The sequence below is a fragment of the Spartinivicinus ruber genome, from assembly GCF_011009015.1.
Classification (GTDB): Bacteria; Pseudomonadota; Gammaproteobacteria; order Pseudomonadales; family Zooshikellaceae; genus Spartinivicinus; species Spartinivicinus ruber.
The window spans coordinates 345,760-368,547 of the sequence record NZ_CP048878.1; the positions used below are offsets into that span (position 1 = coordinate 345,760).

20 protein-coding genes and 1 tRNA gene are annotated in these 22,788 nt (G+C 40.2%); 9 read left to right on the plus strand and 12 right to left on the minus strand.

The annotated features are described in order from the left end of the window. The first annotated feature begins 70 nt into the window (after nt 1-70). Nucleotides 71-745, plus strand: a complete 675-nt coding sequence (locus tag G4Y78_RS01595) for a TetR/AcrR family transcriptional regulator (RefSeq protein WP_163831021.1) — start codon at nt 71-73, stop codon at nt 743-745. A 345-nt stretch (nt 746-1,090) separates the two neighbouring features. Next, on the plus strand, nt 1,091-2,401 hold the full coding sequence (guaD, locus tag G4Y78_RS01600) for a guanine deaminase (protein ID WP_163831022.1): 1,311 nt from the start codon (nt 1,091-1,093) through the stop codon (nt 2,399-2,401). Between the two features lie 82 nt (nt 2,402-2,483). Here guaD and G4Y78_RS01605 read toward each other — a convergent pair whose 3' ends face one another. The 3 genes from G4Y78_RS01605 to gpmM all read right to left on the minus strand — a co-directional run bounded on the left by G4Y78_RS01605 (nt 2,484) and on the right by gpmM (nt 6,907). Beyond that, nucleotides 2,484-3,800 carry a S41 family peptidase gene (locus G4Y78_RS01605; RefSeq protein WP_163831024.1) on the minus strand — a complete coding sequence of 439 codons (1,317 nt, stop codon included), beginning with the start codon at nt 3,798-3,800 and terminating at the stop codon, nt 2,484-2,486. A 154-nt stretch (nt 3,801-3,954) separates the two neighbouring features. Further along, nucleotides 3,955-5,136 (minus strand): murein hydrolase activator EnvC family protein, encoded by a 1,182-nt coding sequence (locus G4Y78_RS01610; protein ID WP_222937620.1) that lies wholly within the window; start codon nt 5,134-5,136, stop codon nt 3,955-3,957. 220 nt (nt 5,137-5,356) lie between these two features. Continuing rightward, on the minus strand, nt 5,357-6,907 hold the full coding sequence (gene gpmM / locus G4Y78_RS01615) for a 2,3-bisphosphoglycerate-independent phosphoglycerate mutase (RefSeq protein ID WP_163831028.1): 1,551 nt from the start codon (nt 6,905-6,907) through the stop codon (nt 5,357-5,359). 420 nt (nt 6,908-7,327) lie between these two features. Here gpmM and G4Y78_RS01620 point away from each other — a divergent pair, with 420 nt between their 5' ends. The 3 genes from G4Y78_RS01620 to secB all read left to right on the plus strand — a co-directional run bounded on the left by G4Y78_RS01620 (nt 7,328) and on the right by secB (nt 8,713). Then, nucleotides 7,328-7,741 (plus strand): rhodanese-like domain-containing protein, encoded by a 414-nt coding sequence (locus G4Y78_RS01620; protein WP_163831030.1) that lies wholly within the window; start codon nt 7,328-7,330, stop codon nt 7,739-7,741. Between the two features lie 43 nt (nt 7,742-7,784). Further along, nucleotides 7,785-8,045: a glutaredoxin 3 gene (gene grxC, locus G4Y78_RS01625; RefSeq protein WP_163831032.1), complete on the plus strand. Its 261-nt coding sequence runs from the start codon at nt 7,785-7,787 to the stop codon at nt 8,043-8,045. A 179-nt stretch (nt 8,046-8,224) separates the two neighbouring features. Continuing rightward, nucleotides 8,225-8,713 (plus strand): protein-export chaperone SecB, encoded by a 489-nt coding sequence (gene secB, locus G4Y78_RS01630; RefSeq protein WP_163831034.1) that lies wholly within the window; start codon nt 8,225-8,227, stop codon nt 8,711-8,713. Nucleotides 8,714-8,787: 74 nt separating this feature from the next. On the opposite strand, the gene trmL is transcribed toward secB, so the two are convergent. Beyond that, the gene (gene trmL, locus G4Y78_RS01635) at nt 8,788-9,255 is read right to left on the minus strand and encodes a tRNA (uridine(34)/cytosine(34)/5-carboxymethylaminomethyluridine(34)-2'-O)-methyltransferase TrmL (RefSeq protein ID WP_163831035.1); all 468 of its coding nucleotides are present in this window, start codon (nt 9,253-9,255) and stop codon (nt 8,788-8,790) included. 38 nt (nt 9,256-9,293) lie between these two features. Beyond that, a complete protein-coding gene (locus tag G4Y78_RS01640; protein WP_163831037.1) occupies nt 9,294-9,863 on the minus strand; it encodes a GNAT family N-acetyltransferase in 570 nt (189 codons plus the stop codon). A gap of 155 nt (nt 9,864-10,018) precedes the next feature. Between G4Y78_RS01640 and G4Y78_RS01645 the strand changes: the two genes are divergently transcribed. After that, nucleotides 10,019-11,581 (plus strand): alkaline phosphatase, encoded by a 1,563-nt coding sequence (locus G4Y78_RS01645; protein WP_163831039.1) that lies wholly within the window; start codon nt 10,019-10,021, stop codon nt 11,579-11,581. A 355-nt stretch (nt 11,582-11,936) separates the two neighbouring features. Here the strand turns inward: G4Y78_RS01645 and G4Y78_RS01650 are convergent, their stop codons facing one another. Both G4Y78_RS01650 and G4Y78_RS01655 read right to left on the minus strand, forming a co-directional pair. After that, the gene (locus G4Y78_RS01650; RefSeq protein ID WP_163831040.1) at nt 11,937-12,407 is read right to left on the minus strand and encodes a hypothetical protein; all 471 of its coding nucleotides are present in this window, start codon (nt 12,405-12,407) and stop codon (nt 11,937-11,939) included. Nucleotides 12,408-12,898: 491 nt separating this feature from the next. Beyond that, entirely contained in the window at nt 12,899-13,651 is a 753-nt protein-coding gene (locus G4Y78_RS01655) for a flagellar brake protein (protein ID WP_163831041.1), read from the minus strand. Nucleotides 13,652-13,823: 172 nt separating this feature from the next. Between G4Y78_RS01655 and G4Y78_RS01660 the strand changes: the two genes are divergently transcribed. Beyond that, nucleotides 13,824-14,780 (plus strand): GGDEF domain-containing response regulator, encoded by a 957-nt coding sequence (locus G4Y78_RS01660; protein ID WP_163831042.1) that lies wholly within the window; start codon nt 13,824-13,826, stop codon nt 14,778-14,780. A gap of 1,364 nt (nt 14,781-16,144) precedes the next feature. Next, nucleotides 16,145-16,220 (plus strand) — tRNA-Thr (locus tag G4Y78_RS01665). A 20-nt stretch (nt 16,221-16,240) separates the two neighbouring features. Here the strand turns inward: G4Y78_RS01665 and G4Y78_RS01670 are convergent. The 5 genes from G4Y78_RS01670 to nudE all read right to left on the minus strand — a co-directional run bounded on the left by G4Y78_RS01670 (nt 16,241) and on the right by nudE (nt 22,030). Beyond that, a complete protein-coding gene (locus G4Y78_RS01670; protein ID WP_163831043.1) occupies nt 16,241-17,860 on the minus strand; it encodes a peptide ABC transporter substrate-binding protein in 1,620 nt (539 codons plus the stop codon). 71 nt (nt 17,861-17,931) lie between these two features. Then, nucleotides 17,932-19,572 carry a peptide ABC transporter substrate-binding protein gene (locus tag G4Y78_RS01675; RefSeq protein WP_230425678.1) on the minus strand — a complete coding sequence of 547 codons (1,641 nt, stop codon included), beginning with the start codon at nt 19,570-19,572 and terminating at the stop codon, nt 17,932-17,934. A 246-nt stretch (nt 19,573-19,818) separates the two neighbouring features. Further along, nucleotides 19,819-20,646, minus strand: a complete 828-nt coding sequence (locus G4Y78_RS01680) for a substrate-binding periplasmic protein (RefSeq protein ID WP_163831044.1) — start codon at nt 20,644-20,646, stop codon at nt 19,819-19,821. 20 nt (nt 20,647-20,666) lie between these two features. Beyond that, nucleotides 20,667-21,485, minus strand: coding sequence for a 3'(2'),5'-bisphosphate nucleotidase CysQ (gene cysQ, locus G4Y78_RS01685; RefSeq protein WP_163831045.1), 819 nt, complete (start codon nt 21,483-21,485; stop codon nt 20,667-20,669). Continuing rightward, complete coding sequence (gene nudE / locus G4Y78_RS01690) at nt 21,482-22,030, minus strand: ADP compounds hydrolase NudE (protein ID WP_163831047.1); 549 nt, start codon at nt 22,028-22,030, stop codon at nt 21,482-21,484. Before nudE ends, cysQ begins: the two co-directional genes overlap by 4 nt. A 78-nt stretch (nt 22,031-22,108) precedes the next feature. Here nudE and yrfG point away from each other — a divergent pair, with 78 nt between their 5' ends. Then, the gene (gene yrfG, locus G4Y78_RS01695) at nt 22,109-22,765 is read left to right on the plus strand and encodes a GMP/IMP nucleotidase (protein WP_163831049.1); all 657 of its coding nucleotides are present in this window, start codon (nt 22,109-22,111) and stop codon (nt 22,763-22,765) included. The last annotated feature ends 23 nt before the right edge of the window (nt 22,766-22,788 follow it).

Consider the following 22,788-nt stretch of genomic DNA (forward strand, 5'->3'; position numbering starts at 1 on the left):
TTTGGAGAAAAGGTTGCCTGTAGGGCCATAGCCTATTCCGGTTCAATTAACATTTGATGTGGCTTAGCTGATGAGTAGTACTGAGAATATTCTGGCAAAGGCGGCGGCTGATAAACAGCGCAAGCCTACTGGTAAAATTCGCCAACAAAACGAGCAGTTGATTATCGATGCAGCTGAAATTGAGTTTGTTAACCATGGTTTTAAAGGAGCATCTGTTAGGAAAATAGCTGAAAGGGCTGGTCTTCCAAAAGCAAATGTTCACTATTACTTTAAAAGCAAGCTGGACCTCTATGGTGCTGTGTTACATAACATTATCGAACTGTGGAATTCAGCGTTCAACGATATTAAACCAGATGATGACCCGGCAGAGGCTTTAGCTGCCTATATTCATTCCAAGGTGATGTATTCTAAAACCAACCCGTTAGCGTCAAGAATATTTGCCAGCGAAGTCATTCACGGCGCTCCATTTTTAAGTCGATATATTGAAACTGACTTCGAAAATTGGGTAGCAGAAAAAGCTAGTGTCATTAAAGCTTGGATAGCCCAAGGCAAAATGGACCGTGTTGACCCTTATCACTTATTGTTCTTAATTTGGGCATCTACTCAGCATTACGCAGACTTTGGTGAGCAAGTGAAAGCAGTGTTGGGTAAAGAAACACTTGAAGAAGACGACTATCAACTGGCAGCTGAACAAATTACTCAAATTATCCTTAAGGGATGTGGAATTAAGCGTGTAAGTGATTAACTGTTTATGGCCTGGGGTATTTTGGGAGTGTTTACACCAGGCAATATTCAAGCTATGCTCGTTACAGTTTGTCCTCATGGTCAAGTTTTTAAGATTTTGTAGGATAAGCTAACCTCTTGTAATTAACAAAACCAAGCCAATGGCTTGGTTTTTGTGCGTATAGTGCAGTGTTTTATGCACTTTGCAGTAGTGCTGGGGTTACGGGGTGCTGGTGTTTTCATAATGCATGTGATGCTCTATGAAGTGTCGGCTTTCCGAAAAGACGTCTTTTTATTACCCGAAACGTGAGTTAAAAACCTTTCGTGATGGGGACAGTAATAAGCTAAGAGAAAGAGTCTAAATAGCATGTCAGACACTATTACCGCTGTTCGCGCAGCTTTGCTTCACTTCATTGCCGACCCTGCCATTACAGGTGATCAGGCTTATCAATATTTTCCCGATGGACTGCTAATTGTTAAAAATGGTTATGTCGATCAAATAGGGGATGCTGAGCAGTTGTTACCCCTGTTGCCTCAGTCTATTACAGTCAATCACTATCCAAACTGCTTAATTACACCTGGATTTATTGATACACATATTCATTATCCTCAAACAGGCATGATTGCCTCCTATGGAGAGCAACTGCTGGACTGGCTTGATAAATATACTTTTCCTGCAGAAATGGCTTTTGTCAACCAGGCCCATGCGGCAGAAGTGGCAGAGGTCTTTCTTGACGAGTTACTGCGTAATGGTACAACTACGGCTTTAGTTTTTGGCACCGTTCATCCTGAATCAGTGGATGCTTTTTTTAGCCAAGCTCAACAAAGAAAGCTAAGAATGATTGCTGGCAAAGTCATGATGGACCGACAAGCGCCAGAGGCTTTATTGGATACCCCAGACGCCAGCTATCAACAATCTAAAGCTTTGATTGAGCGTTGGCATCAACAGGATCGCTTGTTATATGCAGTGACGCCACGGTTTGCAATTACGTCAAGTAATGAACAGTTGGCTAAAGCCGGGCAGTTGCTACAGGAATTTCCAGATGTTTATCTGCATACACATTTATCTGAAAATACTGATGAAATTGAATTAATCAAACAGCTGTTTCCTGATGCCGAAGATTATCTTGATGTTTATGATAAACATCAGTTATTGGGTAGTCAGTCTATATTTGCCCATGGGGTGCATCTTTGTGATGATCAGTGCCGGCGTTTAGCTGAAACTGATTCAGCTTTAGCTTTTTGCCCGTCTTCTAATTTGTTTTTAGGTAGTGGTTTATTTGATCTGGCTAAAATGGAAAAGTATGGTGTTAAAGTAGGGATGGGAACCGATGTTGGAGCAGGTACCAGTTTTTCATTACTGCAAACGCTTGGGGATGGGTATAAAGTCAGCCAGTTAAAAGGGCAACAACTGTCTCCGTTAAAATCATTTTACTTGGCTTCCTTAGGAGGTGCCAAAGCACTTAATCTTGATAGTAAAATTGGGAATTTTGCTAAGGGGAAAGAAGCTGATTTTGTCGTGTTAGATTACCAAGCAACGCCTTTGATAAAATATCGTTTGGAACATACAACAGATTTAGCAGAAAAATTATTTGTGCTCACTATGCTAGGTGACGACCGAGCAGTAGCGGCGACTTATATTATGGGGCAGTTAGCTTATCAAAAGGAAAAAGTTTGAGAAAGTGATAAAATAGTATCCATAAAAAAGCCGCTGATTTAATTAGAGCCAGCGGCTTTTTATGTTGGTTTTTAAATGTTTTCTATTTAACTGCTTTTTTAGCTATGCTCAAACCTTTAAGTAAGCTGAGTGCTTGTTGTAGCTGGTGATCGTCTTCCAGTTGTTTGTCGACTTTTTTGGCCTTTTTGCTGCTGGGTTTATCTTCCAGCCCATTGCCATTACCCAAATGACCTTGCAGATCTGCTTCTTTGTAGGTTAGCCCTTGATCTAGTTTGGTGACTTTAGCCCTTTCTACAACAATGTCAGGCACAATTCCTTGGGCTTGGATAGAACGCCCGTTAGGGGTGTAATACAGTGCTGTAGTTAGCTTTAAGGCTCGTTCGTTATTGAGTGGTAACACAGTTTGCACTGAGCCTTTGCCAAAGCTATCAGTTCCCATAATGATGGCCCGCTTATGGTCTTGCAGTGCTCCTGCCACAATTTCTGAAGCAGACGCTGAGCCACTGTTGATTAGCACAACGACAGGTATGCCATTGGATGGGTCTTTTTCATCTGCTTTAAATCGTAGTTCAGAGTTAGGAATACGGCCTTTAGTGTAGACAATTACGCCTTTTTTCAAAAAGGCATCAGATACATCTACAGCTGCTTGCAAAACGCCACCTGGGTTATTACGCAGGTCGAGTATTAATCCGTTTAGGTGACCTTTATTGGCTTTGCCTAGTTTTTTGATTGCACTAACGACTTCGCTTCCAGAATCAATTTGGAACTGAGTAATTCGAATGTAGCCATAGCCGTCATCAAGCGCTTTGGATTTGACGCTTTGCACTTTAATAATGTCACGCTTAACCACGATATCAAAAGGTTTGCTTGACCCCTCACGGACAATTGTTAAGGTAATGGGCTCGCCAGGTTTGCCTCGCATCATGTCAACGGCTTCGTTTAGGCTCATTCCTTTTACTGGCTTTTGATCAAGCTTAATAATAAGGTCACCCGCTTCTATCCCAGCACGCTCTGCAGGTGTGTCATCAATCGGGGTAATTACCTTAACAAAACCGTTTTCCATGCCAACTTCAATACCAAGTCCGCCAAACTCGCCGGTGGTATTGATTTGTAAATCTTCAAAGTCTTTGGGATCAAGGTAGGCTGAGTGGGGGTCTAACCCTGTTAACATGCCTTTGATAGCATTTTCTAAGAGGGTTTTATCGTCTACATTTTCAACATATGCCACCTTGATACGATCAAACACTTCAGCGAAAGTGCGAAGTTCTTCTAATGGCAGGCGACCTTTCAGGGGTTGATCTGAATCGACTTCGGCAAACGCTAGGCTACTAACTAAGGCAGTCACTGCGAAAGCGAGATGACGAACTGATGGTGAAAACTTTAAGCGTTTGCTGATCATTAAAAACTCTCGATTTAAGAACTCTAATAAGGTATTTATATCCTATGAGATACTGTAAAACCACTGCCCTTGTAACATCCTCTGCTGAGGCCCTCGCAATTCGTGATCTTTATCCATTAAATCAGTCCTTGAATCACTTTAATTAGCAGGTTATTTACTTGCGGGCAACTATCCAGCCACTTGGGTTTTGTGGCCGCCCCTTGTGCCTTATCTCAAAGTAAAGCCCGGTTTGACTGTTTCCGCCTGTATTCCCGACAGTTGCAATAGATTCTCCTGCTTTTACCCATTCCCCGGTTTCTTTCAGCAAGGTTTGGTTGTGTGCATAAAGAGACATGTAGCTGTCGCCATGGTCCACAATAATTAACAGTCCTGAGCCTCGTAGCCAGTCTGCGAATACTACTCGACCATGATGCACTGCAGACACTGATGCGCCCTCTGTACTCTGAATGAATAGACCCTGCCACTTTAATTTAGTTTGTTTTTTCGGGCTGCCATAGCGGTTTGTGATTTGTCCTTGGATTGGCCAAGGTAATTTGCCTCGCTGCTTGTAAAAAGGGGTACCAGGAAGCGGTAGTGGTGTTATGGTTTTTGCTAGGGTTTTAAGGACTTGTTCTAACTCTGAGCGTTCTTTTTGTTTGTTAGCCAGAGCTTGGTCCTGTTGAGCAAGCTCTTGTTCCAATTGCCTTAGTAATAAGCGTCTTTTTGCTTTTTTTGTTGTAAGTGTTTGCTTTTGTTCGACGAGGGCCAATTGTTGCTGTTTTAATTCAGTGTTAGTGGTTTCAATTTGCTGACTCACCTGAGTAAGAGATTGAATGGTTTGGTTAAACTCAGTGACTTTTTGCTGACGTGCTTGAGCCAGGTAGCCAAGGTATTTTTGAGTGCGGGCTACATCTGTAGGCTGCTGCTGGTTAAGCAGCATTTTTATATGGGAATCTTGGCCGGTATATAGTGCCAGTAACATGGTTTGTTCTAACTGCTGCTGTTGCTGGCGTTTGGCAACACTAAGCTGGTGTTGCCTAGTTTGGAGCTTTTTTAGTTGTTTCTGGCCCTCCTGCAGCCGGCCTTCAATTTCTTGTACCTTCTTATGAAGCCGTTCCATTTCTTGTTCATTGGTTTGCAGGGATTGCTGAACATTAGAGCGTTGCTGTTTGATTTTTTGCAGTAGTTGCTGAGTTTTTTGAATTTCAGTCTGTAGTTGTTTTAACTGCTTTTCTTTTTCCTGTAATTCAGGATTAGCCCAGCTCATGCCACTATTGAGTAACATGGTGCTGCTAACTAAACAAATGCAGATAGGTTTATATAGCTGTCTGGTTAGAGAAAAAATTAACTTCAACATTGATTACAACACTTGTAGTTAGAAAAATTAAAATAAACACACCAGGAGGTGTTTTTTAAGTATGCCTGCTAATTAAAGATGTCGCAAAGTAAAAACCCAACTTATAAGTTGGGTTTTTAGAGAGAGAAACGGTAGATTAATTCCGCTAATTTTTGAGTTTTCTTTTTTGGATTATGAGGAAATAAGCATGGGTTTACCTTATTTGACGTATGTACCACCCCTAGTTTGCAGGTTCAATCAATACCTTTCCTGTCATTTCTTCTGGAACAGGTATATCCATTAAGCTGAGGATAGTGGGAGCAACGTCTGACAAGATACCACCATCTTTAATTTTAATAGCCTTGGGGCCAGCATAGACTAATGGTACAGGTTCGCAAGTATGGGCAGTGTGGGCCTGACCAGTCTCTTCATTACTCATTTGTTCTACATTGCCATGGTCAGCGGTAATTAAACACTGACCATTCACTTGTTCTAGTGCTTGGATGATTCGGCCAACGCACTCATCCAAGCATTCAACGGCTTTCACTGCTGCATCAAAATTGCCCGTATGGCCTACCATATCACCATTAGCGTAATTACAAACCACAAGGTCAAATTGACCACTGGTAATTGCTTCAACTAATTTATCAGTTACTTCCGGTGCACTCATTTCGGGCTTGAGGTCATAAGTGGCAACATCTGGAGAGTTAATCAATATTCGGGTTTCGCCGTCATAAGGTGTTTCTTCGCCGCCACTGAAGAAAAAGGTTACATGAGCATATTTCTCAGTTTCCGCTATTCGTAACTGGGTTTTACCTAAAGATGATAGATATTCACCTAGGGTATTTTTTAAAGAAGCCGGTGGAAAGGCGCAAGGTGCAGGAATATCTGCAGCATATTGGGTGAGCATGACAAAGCCAGCCAGGTTAGGGCGGCAATTACGCTCAAAGCCAGTAAAGTCGTCTTCAACAAAAGCGCGAGTCAATTGTCTGGCTCGGTCAGCACGGAAGTTCATAAACACTACTGCATCACCGTCTTCGATTGCTGCTGGCTTATTATCAGCAGGGGTAATAACAGTAGCTTTAACAAATTCATCATTTTCATCCCGTGCGTAAGCAGCCTGCAAACCAGCAACTGGGTCTTCTGCAGAAAATTCAGCACTACTTTCAGTAAGCATGTTGTAAGCAGCAGCAACTCGGTCCCAACGATTATCACGGTCCATGGAAAAGTAACGACCAATTAAGCTGGCGATGCGTCCTTTACCCAGTTCAGCAAGCTTTGCTTCGATGCGCTTCAAAGAAGCTTCAGCACTCCGTGGTGGAGTGTCTCGACCGTCTAAAAATGCATGCACATAAATTGCTTTGGCACCACGCTGAGCAGCCAAATCAATCATAGCCAAAATATGATTTTCATGGCTGTGGACACCACCAGGTGATAATAAGCCTAAGATGTGAACTGACTTGTTGTCAGCAATAGCCTTATCAACAACGCCTGTCAGCGTTGGGTTGGTGAAAAAAGACGCGTCCGCAATGGCTTTGGTGATGCGGGTAAAGTCCTGATAAACAACCCGTCCTGCACCTAGGTTCATATGGCCGACTTCAGAGTTACCCATTTGGCCATCGGGTAACCCCACATCGATGCCTGATCCTGAAATCAAATTGTGTGGATTATGCTGCCACAGTTTATCCCAAACAGGGGTGTTTGCCGCAGCAATTGCATTGGACTCTGAGGTTTCGCTATAGCCAAAGCCATCAAGAATTAGTAAGGCGGTAGTACGTCGTTGGTTACTCATAATTCAGTGCTGCTCAATAGTAAATGGTACAAAAAGCGAGTAATGAGATATTAGCGAGATTCTAATTAGAGGTCTATTAGCCCGAATATTTCATCAAACCACAGAAAAAATCCATGTAGTTGAGTGAAACCATTGTTAAGTTTGTACCCAGGCTTGTTTATCAAATTTCTGCACTTTCTGGCGTTACATTTTGCTCCATTTACCTCGAGCCATAGAGCCACCAAGGCTTGTCAGAAAATAAAGCGAACTGTTTAGTCAGAATGCCCAGAACCTTTGATATCTGATGAAATATTCGGGTTAGGGGGCAATGGGGTTTTTATAGCGTTCAATGTTTGTCATTTAACCTGTTAACAGCTATTTAGCCTGGTTATTGAAACCTGTATACTTGCCACCCTATTTAATCGCAAGGTCTGAATACAAATGGAGAAATTGATAGAGTTTGTTGTCAACCATCCATACTTGGTTACTGCATTTATAGCGCTATTAGCGGCTTTAATTTATACCGAAGGGCGCAAAGCTGGGGCAACTATCACCACCAGTCAGCTAACTTCAGCAGTAAACAACAAAGATGCAATAGTGGTAGATGTTCGAGATGGTAAGGAATTCCAAGAGGGGCATATTGTTAATGCTATCAATATTCCTTCTGCCAAGTTTGCTGAACGGATGAAAGAGTTAGATAAGCATAAGGATAAGCCCATTGTTATTGTTGATAAAATGGGGCAACAAGGTAGTACGGCAGGTAAAGCACTTAAAGCAGCGGGCTTTGAGCAAGTAATGAGGCTGCAAGGTGGCATGCAAACCTGGACCAGTGAAAACTTGCCGGTGATTAAGTGACTTTTTATTGGCCAGTAATGATTGCTGAGGAAGTTATAGAGAAATGAGTGGCATAACTATTTACAGCTCAGCTTATTGTCCCTTTTGTATCCGAGCAGTGCGCCTGCTGGATAGCAAACAGGTTCCTTATCAACTGATTAGTGTGGATGGTAAGCCCGCAGTACGTAGAGTGATGGCTGAAAAGGCGGGGCGTACCTCTGTGCCGCAAATTTGGATTGGTGAGCGGCATGTGGGCGGTTGTGATGAGCTTTACGCTTTAGAGAGAGCAGGTAAACTTGACCCGCTGATCGCTGAATACCAGTAATCAAATCCACAAGCATAGCAGACAGCGAGAGTCGTCTTTATTTTGCGACACAAACACAGAATAGTGCTATGGTTGCTGTCACAGGCCAACGTGGTGATGAATGACGAAGTGCGTCAGCTGAGTTAGTATTGCTGGCACGCTTACGATATTAAACAGAAATTAACTAAGGAATTACATAAATGGCTGAAAACCAACAAAATCAGGCCGCTGGCGAAGAAAATCAACCTCAGTTTGCATTACAGCGGATCTATGTGAAGGACCTTTCATTTGAGTCGCCCAAGGCACCTGAGATTTTCACTAAAGAATGGCAGCCACAGGTTAATTTGGATCTGAACACGCAAAATACCCAGCTTGAAGATGGTGTGTTTGAAGTTGTGTTATCCCTAACAGTTACTGTTACTAATAATGAAGAGACTGCATTTGTTGTTGAAGTTCAGCAGTCAGGGGTGTTCTTGATCAGAGGATTAGATGATGCTTCATTGCATCAAACACTAGGTGCTTTTTGCCCTAATATTCTATTTCCTTATGCTCGCGAGTGCATCGATAGCTTGGTATTACGCGGTAGTTTCCCTCCAATTATGTTAGCGCCAGTTAATTTTGATGCGTTGTATGCTCAAGCACTACAGCAGCGTGAGCAAGAGCAACAGCAGCCAGAAACTATTCAATAAGCTTGATACCTACGGGGTAATCTAGCTATTTAATTAAACAATAAAGGGGCATTAATTAGCCCCTCTATTACGTCTTACTCCCCACCTTTAAAACCCAGTTGTCGCCAACTCTCATAAACCATCACTGAAACACAGTTAGATAAATTCATACTACGACTGTTGGGCTTCATGGGTAGCCTTACAATGTGCTCAGGTTTAACCTCATTTTGCAAAACATTATTAGGTAGTCCTCGGGTTTCTGGGCCAAATAATAGTGCATCATTAGGTTCATACTGAACATCAGTGTGGAGAGTAGAGCCTTTGGTACTAATAGCAAACAAGCGATTGACATTGACTGACTGGCAAAAGCCTGCAAGTGACTTATGCACTGCTAGTTTGGCAAACTCGGAATAATCCAAACCCGCACGACGCAATTTTTTATCATCTAAGTCAAAGCCTAATGGCTCTATTAAATGCAACTGATAGCCAGTGTTTGCACATAACCGGATAATATTGCCAGTATTGGGTGGTATTTCTGGCTCAAAAAGCACAATATGCAGCATAAAGGTTAATACTCAAAGCTAGATTTTATACAGTACTATTATACTGCTTCTGCTTTAGGATGCAGCACTAACGTGTCAGGAAATAAGCCAAACATATACGAATCCCGGGGTTTGTCTTCTATTCTACTGCGATGCCGAAGCTTACCTTCAAATTGCCCACCAACTTTTTTAGCTGTATTAATACTTGCATGATTATCAGTATCGACCACAATTTCTACTCGAATTAAATTAAGCGCTTCAAAACAAAACTGAGCAGCTGCAGTAATTATTTCAGATGCATAACCTTGTTTCAGACAACTGGCATTCACCCAATAGCTAAGATTGGTAAAGCCATGGGGGAAGTTAATGCCACTTATTCTAGTTTCACCAATATATTCTTGGGTCTTTTTATTGATAAAAGCAAAGTTGAACTCGGTATTAAGTGTTTGTTGATTCATGCAGTGTTCAATCCACTCTTTATTGGTGACTGCAGAATAGTCAGGATTACACCAATATAACCATTTACCAACAAGAGGTGCCGATTGCTGGATAGCAGCTAGCCGTTGGTCAACTAATGATAAGTTGAGTGGCACTCCTTTCAGGCGTTTGGTATTAAGCTGTTTAAACATATAAATTTGCTTTACACTTCTTGTTAAAAAAGCGGTCATTTTACTGACATATAGAAGTGGCTCAATATCAACAATAATAATTAAATTTAATAGAACGGTCGTAATAAATAAATTCAGTTTAAATTACTGGTGTCATAATGGTTAAGGAAAATATCATGCAACTAACAGTGAAAAGGATTGCTGGTAAGTGCTTGCTAATTATCTGGTGTTGTTTACCAAAAGTCTCTATAGCTCAGCAAGAAAGCTCGGATACCTGGTATGAAGCAGGCCAGCAAGCAGTAGCAGCAGCGATCAGGCAGCAGTCAAATACTGCACTGGCACGTAATGTTATTTTGTTTGTTGGTGATGGTATGGGAGTATCCACAGTGACTGCGGCCAGAATTTTAGATGGCCAATTAAAAGAGAAAGCGGGAGAAGAAAACCTTCTAGCGTTTGAGAAACTCCCTTATGTGGGGTTGTCAAAAACCTATAACACTAACCAGCAAACAGCAGATTCCGCTGGAACGATGACGGCCATGGTAACAGGGGTAAAAACCTTGGCTGGGGTTATCTCTGTTGGTCAGCAAGCAATTCGAGGAGACTGTGAAACTTCGAAGCAACACAAAGTAATGACATTACTGGAGCAGGCCGAAGAGGCTGAAATGTCAACAGGTGTTGTGACTACTGCGCGAATTACTCATGCAACACCTGCTGCTACTTATGCTCATACCCCTGAACGAAATTGGGAAGATGACAAAGACTTACCTACTGCAGCAAAGCGAGCTGGCTGTAAAGATATAGCAAGGCAGTTAGTTGAGTTTTCCTATGGTGATGGTTTGGAAGTAGCGCTGGGTGGTGGTCGTAGGAGTTTTTTGCCTGATAACCAAGCTGATCCAGAAGAACCAAATAAAACCGGTACAAGGGGGGATGGACGTAATTTAGTAAATGAATGGCTAACCCAATATGACAAGTCTCAATTTGTTTGGAATGCAAAACAGTTTAAAGCTGTTAAAGCAGAAAATGTTGATCATTTATTAGGACTTTTTAATCGCTCTCATATGGCTTTTGAAGCTGATAGAAGTGATGATAAAGGTGGGGAACCTTCATTATCAGAAATGACCTCTAAGGCAATTAAAGTTTTAGAAAAAAATGAAAATGGTTTTTTTCTGATGGTTGAAGGAGGACGAATTGATCATGGTCATCATGCGGGGAATGCTTACCTAGCCCTGCATGATACGGTTGAGTTTGCCAATGCAGTAGCAACAGCAAGAAAAATGACTGATTCGCGAGAGACGTTGATTATAGTAACAGCGGACCACAGTCATGTATTTACTATGGGAGGATATCCTACACGTGGTAACCCAATATTGGGTAAAGTGGTTGGCAATAACAGCAAAGGGCAACCAAATACGAAGCCCACGCTGGCAGCGGATGGTATGCCCTACACAACACTTGGTTACTATAGTGGGCTTGGCGCTATACATGACCAATCTGGTAGACGCCAGGTAGGTCGACTTAATATTACTGATATTAGTACTAATGCTAAAAACTATTTTCAAGAGGCATTAGTACCAATGTCGGCAGAAACCCATGGGGGGGAAGATGTGGCGATTTATGCTTCAGGTCCATGGGCGTTTTTATTTCATGGGGTTCATGAGCAAAATTATATTTACCATGTAATGGCGCATGCAGCGAAGTTAAGTGGCCATCGGTCAAGTCAGCAACAACAGGCTCGATAAACTTATATTTTTCGTGAATTATTTTTAGGATTTATTACCGTCGTTCTTGACTGCTGAGGATTGGTGAAAATGCAGTTAATCCATGGTGGTATGGATACCACTAATTAGAGTAATTGCCAAAGAACAATTAACTGTCATCCCAGTGATTTAGTTTACTAAGCGTCCAGTAGCGTCTTTAAATAAATTAAGGCAGCTACTGCAAATCATACAGTCGTAGGCTAGCAATAACTTATCCTTCGCTGTGAGTATATACCGATTGATTTTTAGTCCCCTCCCTCTGGGGGAGGGTGTGTAGCTGGTTAATTTTTAAATATTACAAAAACATTTTTTTGGAAATTATTTTTAAGTTGGTAGTTTACGCGCACTCTTTTAGTAATACTGAAGGATTAACTCTGTTTACGGCTGTTTGACAAGTGTCTTCAATAAGGGAAAAATCATCTAATAAATTTTTTGCGTATAGACATACATCTTTAACTAATGCAACTACTGGGATTAGACTTAAAATATAGTCAACATTAGTTTTTAATTGGTTAAATTTTTTTTGCAGGCGGTTGCTTACTCCTTGTAAGTGTTCTGCAATTTGATCAAACAAATAATGTAGTTTTCTTTTTAATGCTTGATCTGGTAGGCAAATTCCAATAATACGATATTTAGTAATAATTGTTTTGCATAAAGGGCAAAATTCTGTCTCAATAAGTTGTAATAACTCTTCCAGCATCAAAAACTTGTCGCTATTTACTTTGCTGCTTTTTGCAGCTCTTTCGTAAAGAGTAACCACTTCCCGGCAGTTTTCTTTTACTTGATTAAAGTAATTAACCAATTCCATGGTGTAACCTCCAATATGTGCGTACTTATGAAATAGCTAAGTATTTGGTGTTTTTCTGAATTTTTTGGATGCTATTTTTTTGTGCTGCTACTGCTAAATAAATACTGCAAGAAGAGATAAATTTATGTGTGTTGCTGACTTAGTTAAAAGTATAAACGGTGAGGTGAATATGAGTATTTTTAAAGAAAGAATTTGCTGGCTGTTTCTCAATAAATATTAGATCTTGAGAGAAATAATGTTTTATTGAAAAATTGTGGATGTTATTTTAAATGAATAGAAATTCTTGTTGTATCAGACTGCCGCTCTGTGTTTATGTTTTTGTAAGTTGGGGGGGCAGATAAATGCTCCTCGGCAATTGCTCCTGCATTGTTCTAATTAGTGGTATCCATACCACCATGTATTAACTGCATATCCATCTTTCATGGTGGTCAAGGTCGACGGTAACAAAACTTAAAAAATTTGAAAAGGGTATATTCGCAATGCAAGAAAAACTAAATAGGGTGGCTATCATTTGCTGCTAGGGACTGTCTTCTTTGCTCTCGCTGCAGTTTAGCAATAAATCGGTCAAGTTTCTTGTGAATAGATGGTTCCATATTCATAAACTTACCACCCACTATCGTATGGGTAATTGGTTTACGATTAAATTCTAGATGTGTAACAAGAAGTTTACTTTTAACTTGTTCATCATCTGTTGTTTTAAAAATACAATTACCAACAAGCCCATCACGATGTAGTCCATCAGGAGGAGGGCCCATTAACTTTAAGCAGATACCACTGTTGGATAAGTCAATAATGCGTCCAGATGCGGTCACAGGTCCAAAGCCTGTAAGGCTTACCCGAATGAAATCTTCAGGCGGTATTTGCACCCTAAAATTCATTCGCCGTTGGCCATGTTGTAACTCAATGGGCATTGAAAGGCGGTATGCAGGCATATTCTCAAAGTGTTCACAGCCAAGAAAACTCGACTGAAAACGGGTACGAAACCCCTGGTCATGACAACTAATATCTAACAAATTACCTGGCTCAAGCACTTTTTGGGGAGGGGCTGGATACAGCTCGTCAATTAGTAAGTAATTTTCCTCTGGCTGCACCAATAAAATCATACTCCGATAGTTTTGATTGATATCAGTAGGTTGGACATCAATAAAACTATGTTCCTGACAGAGTTTATTTAGAACTTGTAAATTACTGCTGTCATAGCTGGAGGTTTTTTCATCCCGTTGTTTGCGAAGCCACTGAAACATTGTTGTCACACCTATAATGTTCGGTTGCTTTTCATCTTAAGCCTAGTTAGCTGTTGTTACTGCAGCAAGGCCATGTATATTTTTATTTATCGGCAGCTAGTTAAATAAGTGTATATACTAGTAATAAAAACTAAGCCTCCTGCTGAGAAATACCAAGGAAAGGTAACGCCTTTTGAATATCCTGATTGCAGAAGATACTCCTTCAGTTAGACTGCTCTTAGCTAAGGTTGTTAGCAAAGCAGGGCATGTTCCTTATTTGGCTGAAAATGGCTATCAAGTTTTGGAATTTATGCAATGCACTACCATTGATATGGTGTTGATGGATATCAGCATGCCTAAAATGGGAGGGCTGGAAACTACCCGTCAAATTCGTGAAGAATATGACAGTTGGTTACCTATAATTTTTATTACTGCCAGTACTGATGACAATGAATATGCTGAAGCGCTGATGATTGGTGGTGATGGCATTTTGGTAAAGCCTATCAAGCCTGCTTTGGTTCGAGCTCAAGTGAAAGCGATGGAGCGCATTGTTCAATCTCAACAAGAGCTAAATAGAATTAATGCCAAACTGGAAGCAATGAGTAAACAAGATGTGCTGACAGGTGTTGCCAATCGTAATGGGCTGTATGAAGCTGTGCAAAAGGAGTTAAAACGGTCTCGACGTCGCAATAGTCCATTATGCTTAATGATGATTGATGTGGACTATTTTAAGCAATATAACGATACCTATGGCCATTTAGGGGGAGATGAATGCCTTCGCCTTGTGGCACAAACCATCAAACGACAATTAAGGCGTCCAGTTGACTTAGTTGCCCGCTTTGGTGGTGAAGAGTTTGTAATATTGTTGCCAGATACAAGGCTAACAGGGGGTAGGCAAATTGGCGAGAGCTTGCTTGAAGCAATCCGGGAAGCCAAGATCCCTCATGAAGGCAGCCCAGTTGCAGAAATACTAACTGTGAGTGCTGGTTTGGCAGCTAATGAATACGCGATTAACGACTATCAGCTTAATGATTTGTTAGATCAGGCAGATGCGGCGCTCTATAAAGCTAAATCTGAAGGGCGTAACCGTTTGGTGAGTATGGCGGACATGTCAAATAGCAAATCTCCTACAAAACAAGTTGGTGTTTAGCGGCTGTATCCTCACTTTTGATCCTCCATAATGAATCCCACTTATGATGATCTGCGTTACTTCAGCAAGGAACGCTGAGGCAGATGATCAAGGATGATCGGTGCAAGGAAGCACCTCGCAAGGATTGCGCTAGTTTAAAAGGATGTCTTTGCTACGGAAGCAATAAATAGGGATAGCAAGGGAAAGGAAATAGGAACTGAACTCAAGGAATAAGGATAGCTGGAGTTGACACAGGGATGCTGTGTCGAGGGAGTCAAGCTAGGAAAGCTAAAGGAATTCATTAGAGAAGGACTGAAGTAGGAATAGGAAATCGCTTCAGGATGAAGCAACAGGGTTTGTGCTTACGGATGAGCTAAACAGGAAGTTAACACAAGCACACAAGATTTCAGGATTATGAGTTAACAGGATGTTGACCATACACAAGGAATAAAAAGCCCGCAAATGCGGGCTTTTTGGTTTGGAGCTAGATAATTAAGCTTTTATATGAGAAGCCGAAATCACTTTAATCATGACATTACTTTGGCTTTCCCTGCATTAAAACGTTCAGGTCAAATCATGACCTATTAAATAGCTGATATCTCACAGAAGTTAGCGATGATCGCTAATGATCTCATCAGTAAAATTAATAATACTTAATAACAGCAAAAGATGTTAAAGCCTGTTCCAAGCAAGGAAGCACCACAAAAGGTCATGGAAGACCTTAGTTTGTAAGGAACAGCTTATACTAAAGGCCTCAAGGATGGGGTAATAAGGAGCGCTGGCAGGAAGCTAGCATCAGGGACGGTAAGAAAAAACCCACTAGTTAAGTGGGTTTTTTTGTTTGGCGGCCTAGGCAAAAAGAGGTAATCGTTTGTTTAATAGCCATACTTGTTGCTGTTGAGCTAAATGCCTTACTCACTATGGCAAATTTCCTACACGGCTTTACTCTTTTACTGAATGACAGTCGGTTAGCAACTGGGCACAATAGCACTCAGATTCAGCGACGTAGCAAGGGAATCAAAAGGATTGCAGCTAAGGGATTCTGAAAGGAATTCAGGCCCGTAAGTGTTAGGAAAACACATGGACTGTCCTGAACAATAGGATTGAATGGAAACAATAGCCAAAGGGAACTTGACTCAAGGATGGCAAAATTTTAAAAGCCTGCTTATTTATTAAGCAGGCTTTTTTCGTTATTGATTAGATTTTTTTACTAAAGAAACGACTTTCTTAATGTATATAGCTTATAAAGTATATACCCACAGTGAAGGGTATTTTAGATGAGGCCATCAAGTGATGAGTTGCAGCGACTTTTCTAAAAATCATTCACACAGGGTATATTGACAGAGATAGTTTGATTAACTATTATCACCATTCCTTTCTACAGTGCCGGTATAGCTCAGCTGGTAGAGCAACTGACTTGTAATCAGTAGGTCCCGAGTTCGACTCTTGGTGCCGGCACCATCTTCTCTCTTATCAATAACTTAATGATTTAAAATATAAAGATTTTTTGAGTACAACTGATCTGTAGGGTTTTTGTTCATATAGCCTCCAACATGGGGTTTAACCAGTCGTACTCGTACATAGTGGTAAATTGGCGCAATCGGCATATCTTTCGCTAGAACAGCTTCCGCCTGCTGGTAGATTGTCGATGGGTCTTTTGCTTTTTTTGCATTTAGCATTAATTGATCATATTTTGGGTTACTATATTTTCCATCGTTATTGCCATGATTAGTGGTCAACACATCTAACATGGAGGAGGCTTCGTTATAATCGGCAATCCATGCAGCTCTTGCTACATCAAAACTACCTTGTCGGGTAGTGCTTAAAAATGATTTCCATTCTTGATTATTGATTGTCACTTTTACGCCTAAATGTTTTTTCCACATAGAAGCAATCGCTAGCGCAATTTTTTTATGGCCTTCGCTTGTATTATAAAGTAAGTCAAATGTAAGTGGTTTTTCCTTGGAAAACCCGGCTTCTTGATAAAGCTTTTTCGCCATTTTTAATCGCTCTTGCTGAGAAAGTTTTTCATATGGATTGTCTGGCTTAACAAAGCCGTTAATAGCTGGAGGTGTAAAGCCAAATGCTTCTTGTTGACCTTCTCCTAATACTTTATTAACAATGATATCTCTATCGATAGTCATTGATAGCGCCTTGCGTACCTTTACATTATTAAAAGGCTTACGTTTAGTATTGAAAACATAGTAATAAGTAGCTAAATGGGGTTTTACTTTAAGTTCACTAGGAATATCTTTTTTTAATCGCTGATAAAAATCAGGTGGAATAGTACTGGTTAAGTCTAATTCGCCCGCTTTATAACGGTTTAGTTCAGCATTACTTGATTCAATAGGTAGAAAAACGACTTTATTAATAATTGTATTTTGGTTATCCCAATAATGTGGATTACGTTCAGCTTCAACTCGCTCATTAACTACCCATTTAGTTAATTGATAGGCACCATTGCTTACCATATTGCCCGGTTGACTCCATTTATCTTGAAATTTTTCTATCGTTTTTTTATGGACAGGAAACATAGTATAATGAGATAGCATTTTTATAAAATAAGGTTTAGGATTGGCAAGTTTTATTTGTAAGGTATAGTTATCTAAAGCTGTTACAGCTAGAGTATTTGGCTTTCGCTTACCTGCAAGAATTTCTTTAGCATTAATAATATCTGCCATTTCCAGATACCAAGCGTACTCTGAAGCGGTTGCTGGATTTACAGCACGTTGAAAACTATAAGCAAAATCATGAGCAGTAACTGGGTCACCATTAGACCATTTAGCATTTTTTCTTAAGTAAAAAGTGAAGGTTTTATTACTATCGGCCACTTCCCAGTGGGTTGCAACAGCTGGAATAATATCACCAGCTTCGTTCTGGCTGACTAATCCCTCAAATAAGTCACCTGTGATACTTCCACCAACATTGCTTTGTACATGATGTGGGTCTAAGGATGTAGGTTCAGATCCGTTACCCCTATATAATGTTTGTTGTTTTGCTAATTTAGCACCTGATGGGATATTGGCTGCATGAGTGAGGGCGTTGAAGGTTAGAATAAAAAAGGTAAAGGTGGTTAGTATAAGACGAGTTTTTCTTATCATTGTATAGCCTCGTATTTGTTATTTTTTTATTAATCCCTTTAAGAAAATCCTTTTCTTAAAGGGTGTAGTAATTATTTTTTAGTAATATAAAGATTTTTCGAATAAATGTTTTCTAGAGGGTTAGCATTAGCATAGCCACCTACATTCCGCTTTACTAAAACATGGCTTACATAATGATAAAATGGCAAGATTGGCATATCTTTAGCGATAATGGCTTCTGCCTGTTGATAATACTTATTCGGATTTTTTGCTGTTGCTGATTGGCTTAATAACTTGTCATATTCTGCATTATTATATTTTCCATCATTTGCACCACTTGAAGTGGTAAGAATGCTTAACATGGTAGATGCTTCGTTATAGTCGCCATTCCATCCGTAGCGGGCAACAGTAAAATTTCCCTGTTTCTTGGTTTCTAAGAAGGTTTTCCATTCCTGATTAAGCAGCTCAACTGTGACATGCTTTAAGTTTTTCTTCCACATAGATGCGGCAGCAAGAGCAATTTTTTTATGCGATTCCAAAGTATTGTATAAAATTTCAAATTTTAATGGGTTGTTTTCATTGATACCTGCCTCAGCTATTAGCTTTTGAGCTTCTTTTACTCGCTCCGCTTGGCTCATTTTAGAGTAGGGGTTTATTGGTGCTTCAAAGCCATCGACATAGGGAGGGGTTAGTGAAAAGGTGGGAATTTGTCCCATGCCCAGTAATTTATCAGTGATGATATTGCGGTCGATGGCTAATGCTAAGGCTTTTCTTACCCGTACATCATCAAAAGGCTTTTTCTTGGTATTGAATACGTAAAAGTAGGTAGCAACTATACCATGTACTTTAATTTCGTCAGGAATATTCTTTTTAAGGTTACGAAAATGATCTTCAGGAATCGTATGAGTTAGATGCATTTCGTCTGCTTTATAGCGATTAAGCTCTGCATTGGAAGATTCAATTGGCAAATAAGAGACGTTATTTATGACCGTTTTTTTATCATTCCAATAATGACGGTTTCTTACTGACTCCATACGTTCATTAACTACCCATTTCGTTAACTTGTATGGGCCATTGGATACCATATTCTCTGGTTGGGTCCACTTATCACCAAATTTTTCTACGGTTTTTTGGTGCACTGGATAAGTTGTATAGTGTGCAAGGGTTTTGATAAAGAAAGGAAGAGGCTTGGCTAAGGTAATTTCAAACATTTTGTTATCAATGGCTTTAACCCCTAACTCAAACGGTTTCACTTTACCATTAATTGCATCGGAAGCATTTTTAACTCCCATTAATTCCATATACCAAGCGTAGTTTGAGCCTAATTTTGGGTCGACGGCCCGACGGAAAGCAAATACAAAATCATTAGCAGTTACTGGGTCACCATTTGACCATTTTGCGTTATCGCGTATTTTAAAGGTATATACTTTTTTATCTTTGCTAACAGTCCAGGACTCTGCTTGCCCTGGAATAATTTTGCCATAAGGGTCTTCAGTAACTAGCCCTTCAAATAAGTCTCTCACTACATAACCGCCTGGTGTTCCTTCCACTTTTTGTGGGTCTAACGAGCCAGGTTCAGCACCAATGCCGCGAATAAGTTTCTGCTTTTTGGCTAGCTCAACACCCGCAGGCACTTCTGCTGCAACTGTGGGATAGCTCATGCTAAGTCCTGTTGCTACGACCGTTGCAGTTATTGTGGATGCTAATATTTTAGATAATTTATTGAGTTTCACTTGGGTCTTCACTCCTAATGGTTATTATTGTTTTATACTCTACATATGAACATGCCATTTTGATTGGCAGGATGACTGATTAGTCATTTTTATGTAAAGCAAAAGCACTATGAGTAGCTTTATGCTTACAGAATGAAACTACTCAAAAATAATAATAGAAGCAATAGTAGAGTTGAGGGTATCTCTAATAATTGTGTATAGCCCCTGGCCTTCTAGTAAACCCACATTCTGTGTTGAATAAGCCAGTTAAGGTTTAGGGTTTATTGTTAGCTCTTGTTTGAGAGCCTTTTCCCAATGGTTGATAATGTTTTGATAGCGTCCATCTGTTTTAAAATTATGCAATACTTTAATAAACTGATTCCGAATAGCTGATAAATCTCGTTGTTTGGTAAATACCATATAACTGGGAGTGTCTTCTACATCAGGTGTAAGACGTTTAATAGTTCTTTTGTGTCTGATAAAAGTATGTTGGTAAAGGTATAACATGCCATATTTATCACCTATTAATATATCTATTTCTCCAGTATTTAGCATACGTAATAGATCTTCATTTTTAGTTCGTCTAGTAATGATTTTATACTGGTTACTGGCAATTGAGCTATCGAAACTTGAGCCATAACTAAAGTCTTGCCGAACACCAATTTTATAAGATGAAAGTGTTGATAAATTACCACTAAACTGGATGGATGAGTTACCTAAGACAAAAAAAGATGCTGTTTCAGGCATCAGCACTTCTTTGGCATAGTCCATATAAGTTTCTCTTTCTTGCTTCCATAAAACTTCGATAAAGCAATCAATCTTTCCTGTTTTTAATGCTTTTAGCCCTCTTGACCAGGGCAACTCAAAGAGTTCAAATTCAACACCCATTTCTTGAAAAATAGCTTTAACAATATCAACAGAAATACCAGTAATGACGTCATCAGATTTATATTCATAGGGTGGAAAGTGAAATGTAGCAATTTTGAATGGAGCACAATAACTTAAACTGCTGGCTGTAAATAAACAGTAGGTTAATAGGATAATGACTTTATATGGAACGGTAATTTCAAGGCAATAAAACTGACTTTTATACAATAATAGCAACGAAATTCAGATTAAATAACTTGTTGGAAAACTCTATTGACTGTTGTTAATCTAGAGCCAGTTAAGGTAGTAGCTAGGAAAGGTCCATTAATCAGAGAGTCTTTCTGGTTATAAGCAAAGTTGTTGCCTGCAGAGGTAAGCATGATGCCACCTGCCGCTTCAACAATCGCTTGTCCAGCGGCTGTATCCCACTCTGAGGTTGGAGTAAAACGGCAATATAGGTTGGCTTTACCGGTAATTAGCCAGGTAAACTTTAGGGCGCTGCCTGCATGCACCACTTTGACAGAAAATGTTTTCTTTAGATCAGTGAGCAATTGTTGGTCTTTAGTAGATAAGTGGCTCCGGCTCATTAAAATTGAGAGTGTTTTACTATCTTGAGCTGTGTGATTAATGGGTTGCCAAGATTCTTCTGCTGTCCACCGCATTGGTGCAAAGCTTTTCCCTCCTACATAGCACTCACCACTGACTGGCACATAAAGCATACCTAAGATGGGCTGATGGTTTTCAATTAAGGCAATATTAATGGTGAATTCATCATTGTGTTTGATAAATTCTTTAGTGCCATCAAGGGGATCAACCAGCCAATAACGCGACCATTGTTGTCTTTTACTAAATGGAATAGTGGAAGATTCTTCAGATAAAATGGGGTATTGTTCAGTCAACTGCTGAAGGGCTTCAACAATAATCTGGTGTGATGCATAGTCTGCTTCAGTTACAGGGGACTGATCCTGCTTATGCCATTGCTCAAAATCAGCTTGGTGATAAATATCCATAATGGATTTAGCTGCTTGTTGGCAGATGGTTAGTAGTGGATCAGTCAGTGATTTCATTTTGTTAAAAACTCTTTAACATAAAATAAGGCTGCAATAGCCCGTGCTTCTGTAAAGTCGGCTCTTGTTGTCCATTCATATAAGTTTCCCAATGGTAGACGGCAAGTGTCTAGTTGTTCAGGCTCATCTCCTGGTAATCGGGAAGGGTACAGGTCTTGGGCTAAGATGACCTTCATCTTGTGAGACATATAGTTTGGCGAAAGACTGAACTCGGTAAGCACTTGCAATTGTCGAGCAGCTAGGCCAGCTTCTTCCTGTAGCTCTCGGTTAGCTCCGACTAAAACATCCTCTCCAGGCTCTACCAAGCCTTTGGGTAAAGACCATTCATATTGATTGGATCCCGCTGCATACTCCTGAATCAGAATAGCTTCGTTATTTTTAGTGATAGGAACCACCATTACGGCTTGGTGGCCAGTACCACGCGGTGCCAACCGTTCATAAACTCTTTCAACGCCATTACTGAAACGTAGCGCCATTTGCTCAATACGAAACAGACGGCTTTCTGCAACGATTTGCTGCTTTAAAATGGTTGGCTTGGTTTTCATTTTGTTCCCTCCTCGAACAGGCTATCATACCTCTGCTTACCTAAACTCTAAAGGGCACATTATCTCAAAAGGTATAGTATGTTGGATTGGCAGCAAATTGACACGGTACTTCTGGATATGGATGGTACCTTACTGGATTTACACTTTGATAATCACTTTTGGCTGGAATATGTACCAATCAAGTATGCAGAAAAACACCAGTTAACAGTGGAGGAAGCCAAGCAGCGTATCTACCCTAAATTTCAGGAAACGATGGGCAAATTGCAATGGTATTGCCTTGACTACTGGAATCAAGAGCTGGACCTGAATATGGTTGCCCTTAAGCAAGAAATAAAACACTTAATTAGCTTACGTCCTGGGGTAGCTGAGTTTTTGCATGCACTACACCAGTCGGATAAGCAGGTGGTGATGATTACTAATGCCCATCAGGATAGTTTATCGTTAAAGCTGGAACGGGTTGAGTTAGCCCAATATTTTGATTGGCTTATCAGTTCTCATGAGTTTGGTTATCCGAAAGAAGAGCAGCATTTTTGGCAGGGGCTAAGCAAGCGCATTAGTTTTGATGGTGGTCGAACCCTTTTTATTGATGACAGCTTGCCCATTCTTCGCTCTGCTAAAAAGTATGGAATTAAACACTTACTTGCAATCAAGCAACCTGATAGTAAAAAAGCAATTAGAGATACAGAAGAATTTAATGCGGTGGATAACTATCAAGATTTATTACCGGTTTTATAGTTTGTTCGATTTGAGGTTATTTG